This window comes from Staphylococcus sp. EG-SA-2 (genome assembly GCF_017152085.1).
Genome location: NZ_JACYHC010000740.1, coordinates 1 through 13398, shown reverse-complemented (window position 1 = coordinate 13398; position 13398 = coordinate 1). Strand labels below are relative to the sequence as shown.

Sequence of the window (13398 nt, the reverse complement as noted above, 5' to 3'; positions counted from 1 at the left end):
ACTATAATCCTTTGTTACTATCGCATCTGCTTTGTTATCCCATGTAAATAAGCTAGATGCAACTGCTAATGCGCCTAGCGAAATTATTTGCTTTTTCATAATTTTTTAATTCCTCCAAAATGTAATTGCCCAATCTACATTAAAGAAACAAAATATTAAAAGACATTAACTATATATTAACTAGAATAAACAAAGCATTAACTATCTTTTTGTTATAGTTAATTAGCTTTGCAATATACAATAGTGTATAATTTTTTTGATTAATGTACATCAAAGGAGTAACAAAGCATGACAACACAAATGAAAATCAAAACATATTTAGTTGCTGGTATTAAAGCGGCGCTCCTTGATACGACTGGTATTAAATTAGCAAGCAAATCTGAAACTACATCACATACGTATCAACATCAAGCGCTTGTAGATCAATTACATGAATTAATAGCAAACACTGACTTAAATAAATTATCGTACCTAAATTTAGATGCGTTTCAAAAACGCGATATTTTAGCTGCGCACTATATTGCAAAATCCGCTATACGCACTAAAAATTTGGATCAAATGACTAAAGCGAAACAAAGATTAGAAAGTATTTACAATTCAATTTCTAACCCTTTGCATTCACAAAACAATTAATAATTCACCAATAAATCATGTAAGTGTTTGTGACGCCAAATTGCCATACAAATACTTGTCATATGAATATAAACGAATGAAACGATTGCCTATCCCATAGATGGCAACATTAAAAAGACCTCTGAAGGTATCATCTTGATAACTTTAGAGGTCTTTGTTTATATTATTCAAACAAAATTCTTATAGAACGATCGAAGTATGTTTCGTCTTTCTTTTCTTCTTTAATCTGATCAGCTAATGCTGGGTCATCTGTGATAATACCATCAACATTGGTTTGTAAGTATTTCGTTAAATCTTCTTCGCCGTTAATGGTCCAAGTATAGACTTCTTTATTTTCCAAGTGCGCTTGATTAACAAGTCTTGGCGAATAAGAAAAATCTTCGATGACAAAGAAATCTAATGATGTTTCTTTAAAATGACCAAACTGCAACGGAATGATATAACCACACTTGAGATATGGCGCTTCTTTTTTCAACTTAGTCATCACATCATAATCCAATGACATCACACGATATTGATGTTCAACACCATGCTTTTTCAAAATATCAATAACACGTTGTGTATAATCTGCTGGTTCTTTACCATGTGGCTTTAACTCTACTAGTAGCTTCACATTTGATTGTTTAGCCGTTTCAATAAATTCGTCTAAGGATACAAGTTTTGCTTCATGTCCATTTTGACGCATTTTCAAACCGACGACATCTTTGAAATTAGATTCAGAAATATTTTTATTAACACCTGTTAAACGTTTCAAATTGTTATCATGACTAACAACAAATTGTTTATCTTTCGTCATAATTGTATCTAACTCAACGTATTCGACATTCGCTTTTGCAGCAGCTTTCAATGACGGAATAGAATTTTCAACCCCTTTATCTTCGAAACCACGATGGCCAATAATGGAGATATTTGTATTGATAGTATTATTGTAAAGTAAGTACATGTTATAACCGATAAAACATGTCACTGCAAGCACCATTGAAATTATAAAGAACCTAGACTTCCGTTTCGGTTTTGGATATTTAAATTCTAAGCCCGGTTGGTCTAATACATTCTCTTGTTTTAAGTGCAGTACTAACACACTGATTAATGATAATTTCGTAAATAAATAATAGAAGAACAATGCGCTTTTCAATACAACAAATAAAATTGATGAGACTAAAAACTTATCTCCTTCTTCATCTACACAAATAGCAAGATATGTTGCTCCTGAAATAATTAATGTTAAAATCGCACCAATGATGAGTTCCAATATAACTATTTCTATAACAAGTCGAAACTTATTTCGCTTCGTAATTTGCCAACTTAGTCTCATATTTTTAAATAACGACTGACGGTTTAAAATCGTTAACGGTAAGGTAAATATTAATTTAAAGTTTAATATAAATACAGCAATCATAAAGGTACCGTAAATGATTATACCTTTCGTCGTTTTCATAAGTTCTTCCGTTAAAAATTTAGGTATGTAAATATTTTTTGTTAATACTGAACTTAGTCCTAGGTTGGCAATGGGTATCATTAACATTAAATAAATGACAAAGAAAATAACTGGTACACCTATGAGTTTACGCACATTTACAAAGGCATTTTTAAAAATGGATTTAAATGTAATAATCTGTCGATCAAAGCCGGCATAAACCATATAAACTAACAATGAAAACTCTACATAAATCAGAAAGGCAACACTTAATATGAATATAATAAGAAGTATCACACTGGCAGGATGACTTATGATTTCCATCCAATTGTTAATCGTAAGTTGGCTTTGCCCAGCTACTTTTAACATCATATTAAATAGTAAAATTAAGTATGTACTACTAATAAAAATCATGATTAACTGCAATAGTAAGGCATTAATGCTAAAACGCCCTTTATTTTGATACAGTAATTTAAATACTGCCCATATATCTTTACTAATTCTCTTCATAATCACGCTCCGCATTGCTTTAATATTAAGTTTCATCTTAATATTTTTCATTACTCAGGGTCAATAAAAATTTGAAAAGACTCATATTCATATGCAAGTAGCAATTAATAACCCATTCGATGATATTGGAACCCCACCTTTAACAAGGCATCACATTCTTTATCAGCATAGCTACTTACAAAAACGTATTCCTTCAACCATTGTAGGACTTGTCTCATATACTTACTACGTCTTGCTAATACTCAATACTCAATTGAAAAAGAAGCATATGCCCCTTCACTCTTGAAGTTGCATATGCTTTCTTTTCGGTCTGAATTGTATTTATAATTCAACGGGAATTTTCCCTTTGAAGTTAACATAACGGTAGGCTGCTTTAACAGCTTCATCATCGGGCGCTTCGACATCTTCTAATTCATATGCAATGCCCAATGTTTTCCACTTATGAACACCTAACTGATGATATGGCAGAATTTCAAACTTTTCGACGTTATCAAGAGAATTAATGAATTCCCCTAGTTTAATTAAATCGTCTTTATCATCAGAATAACCAGGCACAAGGACATGTCGAATCCATACAGGTTGTTTCATATCTGACAGTTTGCGCGCGAAGTTAAGGATGTGTGTATTAGGCTTTCCTGTCAATCTAATATGTTTGTCATTATCAATATGTTTTATATCTAATAATATCAAGTCTGTATGTTTTTGTAATTCTTCAAAATGCCTTTGAAATGCTTTTGTATCATTAGCACATCCAGCCGATGTGTCTAAGCAAGTGTGCACACCATTTTCTTTTAATTCCGCAAATAATTTTTCTAAGAATGGCATTTGTAACAATGGTTCGCCACCACTGACTGTTACACCGCCACCCGATGCATCAAAGTATGGTTTGTATGGTAATATTTCATTCACCATTTCATCAACTGTGACTTCTCTTGATGGCTCACTAATTTTCCAAGTATCTGGATTGTGGCAATACAAGCATCTAAGTAAGCATCCTTGTGTAAATAATATATATCTTAATCCCGGTCCATCGACAGTACCTAAACTTTCGACAGAATGTAAGTGTCCCTTAAGCATAGTGCTCCCACCTTAAATTTTGTTACATACTTTCATGGAATGTACGAGAAATTACATCTAATTGTTGTTCACGTGTTAATTTAATGAAGTTAACAGCGTAACCAGATACACGGATTGTTAACTGTGGATATTCTTCTGGATGTTCCATTGCATCTATTAATGTTTCACGGTTAAATACGTTAATATTTAAGTGGTGACCACATTGCATTGCGTAACCATCTAACATACTAGTTAAGTTACGGTTTTGATCTTCTGGTTCTTTACCTAATGATTTTGGTACGATACTGAATGTATTTGAAATACCATCTTTACAGCAATCGTAAGGGATCTTAGCTACAGAACTTAATGAAGATAATGCACCTTTTTGGTCACGGCCATGCATTGGGTTTGCACCTGGAGCAAATGGTTCGCCAGCTTTACGTCCGTCTGGTGTGTTACCAGTTTTCTTACCGTATACAACGTTTGAAGTAATTGTTAATACACTCATTGTATGTTCTGAATCACGATATGTTTTATGACTACGTAATTTAGTCATGAAGCGTTCTACTAAATCAACTGCGATATCATCTACACGGTCGTCATTGTTACCGTATTTAGGGAAGTCGCCTTCGATTTCAAAGTCTACTACAAGACCTTCTTCGTTACGAATTGGTTTAACTTGTGCATATTTAATTGCAGATAATGAGTCAGCTGCTACTGATAAACCAGCGATACCTGTTGCCATTGTACGTACAATTTCTGTATCATGTAATGCCATTTCAATACGTTCATAGCTGTATTTATCGTGCATGTAGTGAATAACATTTAATGAGTTAATGTAAACACCTGCTAGCCAATCCATCATTTGATCAAATTTCTTGAATACTTCGTCATATTCTAATACTTCGCTGTTAATACCTTCGAAGTTTGGACCAACTTGTGCACCAGATTTTTCATCTTTACCACCATTGATTGCGTAAAGTAATGTTTTAGCTAAGTTCGCACGTGCACCGAAGAATTGCATTTGTTTACCAATTGTCATCGCTGATACACAACATGCGATACCATAGTCATCGCCATAGCTTTCGCGCATAATGTCATCATTTTCATATTGGATAGAACTTGTTTTAATACTCATTTTTGCACAGTATGTTTTGAAGTTGTCAGGTAAACGTACTGACCATAATACTGTTAAGTTTGGTTCTGGAGCTGGACCTAAGTTATCTAATGAGTGTAAGAAACGGAATGAGTTTTTCGTAACAAGTGGACGTCCGTCAATACCTACACCACCGATAGATTCAGTTACCCAAGTTGGGTCTCCAGAGAATAATTCATTGTAATCAGGTGTACGAGCAAATTTAACAATACGTAATTTCATGATGAAGTGGTCAATAATTTCTTGAACTTCGCTTTCAGTAATAACGCCTGCTTTAAGGTCACGTTCAGCATAGATATCTAAGAATGTTGATGTACGACCTAAACTCATTGCTGCACCGTTTTGTTCTTTAATTGCAGCAAGGTATGCTAAGTATAACCATTGAACTGCTTCTTTGAAGTTTTCTGCTGGACGGCTTAAATCGAAACCATATTTTTGTCCAAGTTCTTTTAATTCTTTTAATGCACGATATTGTTCTGATAATTCTTCACGTAAACGAATTACATCTTCTGACATTTCTGTAGACATCGTGTTGAAGTCGTGCATTTTTTCTTCCATTAAGAAATCTACACCATATAAAGCTACACGACGATAGTCACCGATAATACGTCCACGTCCGTATGCATCAGGTAAACCAGTGATTACACCTGCTTTACGGCAGTTCAACATTTCTCTAGAATATGCATCGAATACACCTTGGTTATGTGTTTTACGATAATCTGTAAAGATTTTTTCAGTTTCTTCGTCTAATTCGTAACCGTAAGCTTCACAAGCTGCTTTCGCCATACGAATACCACCGAATGGTTGCATTGAACGTTTGAATGGCTTTTCAGTTTGTACACCTACAATTGTTTCTAAATCTTTGTCTAAATAACCAGCATCATGAGATGTGATTGTTGAAGCTACTTTCGTGTCCATATCCCACATGCCGCCACGTTCACGTTCTTCTTTCGATAACTGCATTACTTGTTCCCAAAGTTTAGAAGTTGCTTCTGTTGGTCCTGCTAAAAATGAATCATTACCTTCATAAAGAGTGTAGTTTAATTGGATAAACTCTCTTACATCTACGTGTCTGTTCCATCTTCCATTTTTAAATCCTTGCCAAGCTGTTGCATGATTTTTATTTGTTTCTAACATACTAAACGCCTCCATCTGTATAATGTTGTGAATTTGAAATGCTATGTTAACGTTTTCATAGTCATTGTAGCATGTTTGTTGTGATTTTTTTCACATAAATTATGTACAATTTTCATCAAATGTATGTCAAAACATAGAAACTGTACTAATTTGTGTAACAGTAATATGCTAATTGCATTCTGTTACACAACAGTTATAATGTTCACTATTTTCATTGCTTTAAAAGTTAATTTAGGAGTATATATTTGTTTATAAAAAATGATTGTTGATAAGCGTTAAATCAACACTTAGAAAGATTTACTTTTATATATGAAGAGACTGGATTAAATACTTTTATTGACGTAAAAATTCACTTTTGAACCGTTCAATATCTTGCCGATTTTTATATAACAGCTACAAATAAAATATAACAGTTTGATTTTACAGCCTCGGTAAATCGTCTTGACAAACAAAAATTTTGTGCTATCACAACATTTGCAACGTCTTAACAAGTCATCTTTAAACATTTCTAAATATTTAACATTACTTATGCGTCATTTATTGCTAAAATTATTGTATTAAAATATACATAGAATTGATGGGATATCATGAAATCAAAAATTTATATCTTGCTATTATTTCTCATTTTTTTATCAGCATGCGCTAATACGCGTCACTCTGAATCAGATAAAAATGTATTAACAGTTTATTCTCCGTATCAATCAAACTTGATTCGTCCAATTTTAAATGAATTTGAAAAACAAGAGCATGTCAAAATTGAAATCAAACATGGATCTACTCAAGTACTGCTTTCAAACTTGCATAACGAAGATTTTTCGGAGCGTGGTGACGTCTTTATGGGTGGTGTGTTATCAGAAACAATTGATCATCCAGAAGATTTTGTTCCCTATCAAGATACATCTGTAACACAGCAATTAGAGGATTATCGCTCGAACAATAAATATGTTACTAGTTTTCTATTAATGCCAACAGTTATAGTAGTGAATTCAGATTTACAAGGAGATATTAAGATTCGAGGTTATCAAGATTTATTACAACCTATACTTAAAGGTAAAATTGCGTACTCAAATCCAAATACAACAACGACAGGCTATCAACATATGCGCGCTATTTATAGCATGCATCATCGAGTAAGTGATGTGCATCAATTCCAAAACCATGCGATGCAACTGTCAAAGACGTCTAAAGTCATTGAAGATGTTGCAAAAGGTAAATATTACGCAGGTCTAAGCTACGAACAAGATGCACGCACATGGAAAAACAAAGGTTATCCTGTATCAATCGTTTATCCAATTGAAGGAACAATGTTAAATGTTGATGGTATTGCTTTAGTTAAAAATGCACACCCTCATCCTAAGCGTAAAAAGTTAGTGCAATATTTAACAAGCCGCTCAGTACAACAACGATTAGTTGCAGAGTTCGATGCCAAGTCAATTCGAAAGGATGTTAGTGAACAAAGCGATCAGTCTATCGAAAATCTTAAGAACATACCTTTAATACCGAAATCTAAATTACCGGACATTCCACATCATAAATTTTTGGAGATGATTCAATGACGGCATACAAACCTTATAGACATCAATTGAGACGATCGTTATTTGCGTCTACTATTTTTCCAGTATTTTTAGTCATTATTATTGGACTAGTAAGCTTCTATGCCATCTATATTTGGATTGAGCATCGTACGATTCATCAACATGTTGATGAAAGTCAGTCATCTTTACATCACACTGAAAAGCAGATTCAGACATTTATTACACAGCATAATAATTCGTTTCAAGAGCTCGATTTAACAAATCATCATGATGTTACCGCTACAAAACGTGAATTATTAAAATTAATACACCAACAGCCCGCAACACTTTATTATGAATTATCTGGACCAAATCAGTTTATAACCAATAATTATGAACATTTAAACACTAAAAATATGTATTTATTTTCAACGCATCAGCTTAAATTCAATAATAGTACATATATGCTTAAAATTTATATGGCTAACACCCCACGTTTAAGTGAAATTAAGAAAGATAGCCGACAATTCGCACTTATCGTTGATCAATATGACAATATTTTATACGCCAACGATGACCGTTTTACTATAGGTGAAAAGTATAGACCGCAACAATTCGGATTTATGAATGAATCTGTAAAATTAAACCATGCTGACCATCGTCTCATTATTTATAAAGATATACATGAAAACATTGAAGATGGTATCACGTTGTTAATTGTTATGGCCGTAGTTCTTGTTTTACTAGTAATATTTGGTTTCATTAGCGCAGATAATATGGCTAAACGACAAACAAAAGATATCGAAACGATTATTCAAAAAATTTACTATGCCAAAAATCGTCATCTAGGTACATATACGCCTTTAAAAAACAACAGTGAACTAGAAGAAATTAATAATTATATTTACGATTTATTTGAATCAAATGAGCAACTGATCCATTCTATCGAGCATACAGAACGTCGCTTGCGTGATATTCAGTTAAAGGAAATAGAACGCCAATTCCAGCCTCATTTCCTATTCAATACGATGCAAACAATACAATATTTAATTACGTTATCTCCGAAATTAGCACAAACTGTGGTCCAACAATTATCGCAAATGTTACGTTACTCATTACGTACAAACTCACATACAGTGGAATTAAACGAAGAGTTGAACTACATTGAACAGTATGTTGCAATACAAAACATCCGTTTTGATGACATGATTAAGCTCCATATTGAAAGTTCTGAAGAAGCGCGTCACCAGACAATTGGTAAAATGATGCTTCAGCCACTCATAGAAAATGCTATTAAACATGGTAGAGATACTGAGTCATTGGACATTACTATACGCCTGACATTGGCACGTCAGAATTTACATGTTTTAGTTTGCGACAATGGTATCGGGATGTCGTCATCTCGCCTGCAATATGTACGCCAATCTCTTAATAATGATGTATTTGATACTAAGCATTTGGGATTAAATCATTTACACAATAAAGCAATGATTCAATATGGTTCACATGCACGACTTCATATTTTTTCAAAGCGTAATCAAGGTACGTTAATTTGTTATAAAATACCACTTTCAAGGGGGAATGTAGATGTTTAAGGTAGTTATTTGTGATGATGAACGAATTATTCGAGAAGGTTTAAAGCAAATCATTCCTTGGGGAGACTATCATTTCAATACAATATACACTGCTAAAGATGGTGTTGAAGCATTATCACTAATTCAACAACATCAGCCAGAATTAGTAATTACTGATATTCGTATGCCACGTAAAAATGGCGTCGATTTACTCAATGATATTGCGCTTCTAGATTGTAATGTCATCATATTATCGAGTTACGATGACTTTGAATATATGAAAGCCGGCATTCAACATCATGTTCTTGATTATTTATTAAAACCAGTAGACCATGCACAATTAGAAGTTATTTTAGGAAGACTTGTCCGTACCTTATTAGAGCAACAATCACAGAACGGCCGTAGCTTAGCATCTTGTCATGATGCCTTCCAACCACTATTAAAAGTAGAATACGATGATTATTATGTAAATCAGATTGTTGATCAAATTAAGCAATCTTATCAAACGAAAGTGACTGTTTCAGATTTAATTCAACATATCGATGTTAGTGAATCGTATGCGATGCGAACATTTAAAGATCATGTTGGTATTACAATTGTCGATTATTTAAATCGCTATCGTATTTTACAATCTCTGCAATTGTTAGATCGACATTACAAACACTATGAAATTGCAGACAAAGTAGGCTTTTCAGAGTATAAAATGTTTAGCTATCATTTTAAAAAATATTTACAAATGTCGCCAAGTGATTATTGTAAGCAAGCTAAATAGATTAGCACATAACTAATGATTATGGCGCCTACATTTTGTTCTATGAAAAAGCGGACTGATAGAGAAGTTTTCACTTTTCTTTCAGTCCGCTTTTTAGAGAGTTTAAATATAAAACAATACTCCCTACAATATTGACACCGCTATATGTCTTTATTGTAAGGAGTAAATTCATTGAGTCACCCTAAGTCGGGCAAATAAGGATACTTCATAACAGGGAATTATGATCTGCCCCGAGACATAGAGATGATATATTTGCAAGGGTAGAAGCAGTATCTTTCATCTCTTCACGCACATGCCGTCGGGGCAGGATTGCCAACTATATTGCAATAGATTGGCGATACTTTTAATCCGATTTATATTAAATTTTTAAACTTCTAATTTTCTTTTCTTCATAGAAAGCAACGATTCCTAATAGAATCATGCCTAGGAATAATGCAACATAGAAGACGATGAAAACATCTGTCCATCCACTTAATGTATATCCAAAGATGTTTAAACCGTTACGTGTTGGATCAGCAATAGCCGCCAAACCAACTTTCGCCATTGAGTCACCGAATAGATACGCGAATGAACCTGTCATTCCGTTTGCTACACTGATGGCATTTTTAGGAACAAAACCAGTCAATGATACACCAATTAATAATTGCGGACCAAAGATTAACGCACCTAATGCAAACAATGAAATGTTAACCATCATGACACTTGTAGCATTTGTGTAGAATAAGACAACAAATGTAATCATAAACATACAGCCAATAGCTACAATTGCACGACGACCTTTTAATAAGTCTGATACGTAGCCCCATAATAAACTTGCAACTAATGCACCAATTTCAAAGTAGAATATCGTATTAACTGCATCGCCTTTACTAAAGTGTAAATGCTCTGACACATATAACGGTGCCCAGTTATCAATACCGATTCGTACAATGTATACAAAGACGTTTGAAACACATAGAATCCATATAACAGGATTTCCCAGGATATATTTTTTAAAGATCTCCCATTTCGTCATACCTTGAGAATCAATATTTTCTTTATCGACCGGCTCTTCCCAAATTTCTTCAGCACGATTCCATCCTAATTCTTCTGGATCATCTTTTCCGATAAATAATGTTGCGATACCAATAAGTAATGCAATCACCGATGGGAAAATGAACATCCCTATAACATTTCCATGGAAGAATACATTAGCACCCCAAAGTGCAACACCACCTGCAATGGCACCACCGATATTATGTGATGTATTCCAAAATCCTAAGTATCGGCCACGTTTCGTTCTTGGCGCCCATCTTGAAATCGTTGAATAACTTGCAGGTCCACCAACTGATTGGAACACCCCGTTAAGTCCCCAAAGTACAATTAATAATCCCATTACAGAACCAAAGTAACTTAAAACAAATCCCATAATTAAAACTGTAATCGCAGATAAGATAAGTAAGAACGAGATAATACGTTTTGTGTTACGTCCATCGACAAAATATCCAAGTAATGTTTTCCCTAAACCGTACGTGATACTAAATGCTAATCCGATATAACCAAGTTCTAATGTAGATAATCCAATTTCCTCTTTTAAAAACGGTTGGGCCGCCTTAAAGTTGTTTCGAATTAAATACATAGCCATATAAACAAAGAACACTACAAAGAAAGCTTGCATGAAGTTTCTAAGCCATAATTTACGTTGTACCGATAATGGAATGCCTTTGTTCGGAATCTTATGGATATCAAAAAAGTTCATCTCTGTCACCTCAATCATTTTCGTTAAGCCAAATATATCACGTCGGTGTAAGCGCTTAATATCCTTAAAATTATTAAATTATCCAAAATACTGAACATAAACACATACTTAGAAACATATTTATGTACTAAAATTAATAAATAGTTAATAGTATTTGACAAGTTTTATCTATAAAATACTTTATGTTGTCAAAATCAACGCTTATACATATGACATAATGACGGAGGACATCATGATTCTATCTATATTACTTATCTTTTTCTGTATCAGACTTGTCAGCTTAAAGATATCTATTAATCACTCAAAACAATTAAAAGCAGACGGTGCAGTTGAATATGGCGTTAAAAATTCGAAGTTTTTAGCAATAACACACGTTTTAATTTATGTATTGGCTGGTGTAGAGGCATTTATTAATAAAGATACATTTAGCTTTGCAAATGGTATTGGCTTAGTTATATTAATCTTTGCTTATATCATGTTATTTATGGTTATTAAAACTTTAGGTGGTATTTGGACATTAAAATTATTCATTTTACCTAACCATCCTATTATTAAATCTGGATTATATAAAATTACAAAACACCCAAATTACTTCTTAAACATCATTCCTGAATTAATCGGTGTATTATTATTAACACACGCAACATATACAACTATTTTATTAGTACCGTATGCGTATTTCTTATATGTACGTATTAAACAAGAAGAGAAATTAATGAATATTTAAAAAGATGAAAGCCTGTCATCACATTAGTCGACATCGACGTCCATCTTTAAAGTGCGTTCTGAAATATTATATTCAGAAGCCTTTAAAGTATGTCGTGTCTATGACCATTGTGACAACAGGCTTTTTTTATTATCATATACCTCACTATCGAAAAGGTTATATACTCTTTTCAATGGTGAGGATTGTTACTGTGAATGGGTATGACCATCGCTAAACACTTATATAAAGTACACCTTCTTTACAAACAATGACATGATTTAAGGTGTGAAATTTTTGGCAATGGCTTGGCGACATATGCATTCATTCACCACTGCCACCAGTCTTACTTCAGACAAACTTCAGACTAACCTCGAGTTCGTATTATGCCCACCACATGTCTGCTGGCTTGTCGTAAATATTAACAGATTTCAAAGTTTGACAAGCTTTTTGGAAACCTTCTTCTACTGACATAATAGGATCTTCATGTTCAATACTTAATACATAATCATATCCATTAATAATAAGTTGACTTATGATATCTGCCCATACATATGGACTATGTCCATAACCAACTGTACGGAATGTCCATGCTCTTGTCGCAACGTTACCATATGGTTGCATATCAGTTAGACCATACATATTTACATTTTCTTGATTAATATACGTATCTTTAGCATGGAAGTGATGAATTGCATTTGCTTGGCCTAATATGCGAATCGCAGCAATTGGATCAATACCTTGCCACCATAAATGACTAGGATCTAAGTTAGCACCGATATATTCATTTGTAGCCTCACGTAACTTTAACATCGTATATGGTGTATGAACTAAAAATCCTGCATGTAACTCTATGGCAATTTTTACATCTTGCTCTTTTGCAAACTCAGCTAAATCTTGCCAATATGGTATCAACTTTTCATTCCACTGATAATCATAAATTTCAGAGTAGGCTGTTGGCCAAGGTGTAACAGGCCAATTAGGCTTTTTAGCGGTATCATCTGACCCTGCAATGCCAGAAAATGTATTAACAACTGGCACGTCTAATAGATTTGCTAAACGGATTGTTTTACGTAACGTTTCATCGGCTTCTTTCGCTTCTATCGGATCTGGAGAAATTGGATTGTTATGACAACTGAAACCACTTATTTGTAAGCCTCTGTCTGTGATTGACTTCATAAATGCTTG

Annotated in this window: 11 protein-coding genes; 5 read left to right on the top strand and 6 right to left on the bottom strand. The window is 33.6% G+C overall.

Annotation, left to right across the window (positions count from 1 at the left end; all coding sequences use genetic code 11):
* The coding region (locus tag IDG60_RS22405) for a hypothetical protein (RefSeq protein WP_241013374.1) at positions 1-99 on the bottom strand (99 nt) is incomplete at its 3' end.
* Positions 100-288: 189 nt separating this feature from the next.
* Between IDG60_RS22405 and IDG60_RS13515 the strand changes: the two genes are divergently transcribed.
* The gene (locus IDG60_RS13515) at positions 289-633 is read left to right on the top strand and encodes a complement inhibitor SCIN family protein (protein WP_000211597.1); all 345 of its coding nucleotides are present in this window, start codon (positions 289-291) and stop codon (positions 631-633) included.
* A 163-nt stretch (positions 634-796) separates the two neighbouring features.
* Here IDG60_RS13515 and IDG60_RS13510 read toward each other — a convergent pair whose 3' ends face one another.
* The 3 genes from IDG60_RS13510 to pflB form a co-directional block, all read right to left on the bottom strand.
* Positions 797-2560 carry a glycerophosphoryl diester phosphodiesterase membrane domain-containing protein gene (locus IDG60_RS13510; RefSeq protein ID WP_000822587.1) on the bottom strand — a complete coding sequence of 588 codons (1764 nt, stop codon included), beginning with the start codon at positions 2558-2560 and terminating at the stop codon, positions 797-799.
* Between the two features lie 321 nt (positions 2561-2881).
* Entirely contained in the window at positions 2882-3637 is a 756-nt protein-coding gene (gene pflA / locus IDG60_RS13505; protein ID WP_000911657.1) for a pyruvate formate-lyase-activating protein, read from the bottom strand.
* Between the two features lie 22 nt (positions 3638-3659).
* Complete coding sequence (gene pflB, locus IDG60_RS13500; RefSeq protein WP_000894660.1) at positions 3660-5909, bottom strand: formate C-acetyltransferase; 2250 nt, start codon at positions 5907-5909, stop codon at positions 3660-3662.
* A gap of 587 nt (positions 5910-6496) precedes the next feature.
* Between pflB and IDG60_RS13495 the strand changes: the two genes are divergently transcribed.
* From IDG60_RS13495 to IDG60_RS13485, 3 genes are read left to right on the top strand one after another with little or no spacing between them, the layout of a single operon-like run.
* Positions 6497-7465 carry an ABC transporter substrate-binding protein gene (locus IDG60_RS13495; RefSeq protein ID WP_000837105.1) on the top strand — a complete coding sequence of 323 codons (969 nt, stop codon included), beginning with the start codon at positions 6497-6499 and terminating at the stop codon, positions 7463-7465.
* Positions 7462-9018, top strand: coding sequence for a sensor histidine kinase (locus IDG60_RS13490; RefSeq protein WP_000127990.1), 1557 nt, complete (start codon positions 7462-7464; stop codon positions 9016-9018). Before IDG60_RS13495 ends, IDG60_RS13490 begins: the two co-directional genes overlap by 4 nt.
* Positions 9011-9769: a response regulator transcription factor gene (locus tag IDG60_RS13485; protein ID WP_000477526.1), complete on the top strand. Its 759-nt coding sequence runs from the start codon at positions 9011-9013 to the stop codon at positions 9767-9769. The genes IDG60_RS13490 and IDG60_RS13485 overlap by 8 nt, the downstream gene beginning before the upstream one ends.
* Positions 9770-10127: 358 nt before the next feature.
* Here the strand turns inward: IDG60_RS13485 and uhpT are convergent, their stop codons facing one another.
* Positions 10128-11507 (bottom strand): hexose-6-phosphate:phosphate antiporter, encoded by a 1380-nt coding sequence (gene uhpT / locus IDG60_RS13480; protein ID WP_001008722.1) that lies wholly within the window; start codon positions 11505-11507, stop codon positions 10128-10130.
* Between the two features lie 232 nt (positions 11508-11739).
* On the opposite strand from uhpT, the gene IDG60_RS13475 reads away from it, so the two are divergent.
* The gene (locus IDG60_RS13475) at positions 11740-12234 is read left to right on the top strand and encodes an isoprenylcysteine carboxyl methyltransferase family protein (RefSeq protein ID WP_000603755.1); all 495 of its coding nucleotides are present in this window, start codon (positions 11740-11742) and stop codon (positions 12232-12234) included.
* 360 nt (positions 12235-12594) lie between these two features.
* On the opposite strand, the gene IDG60_RS13470 is transcribed toward IDG60_RS13475, so the two are convergent.
* Positions 12595-13398 (bottom strand): sugar phosphate isomerase/epimerase family protein (locus tag IDG60_RS13470; protein ID WP_206160791.1); only part of this gene is annotated, 804 nt, incomplete at its 5' end.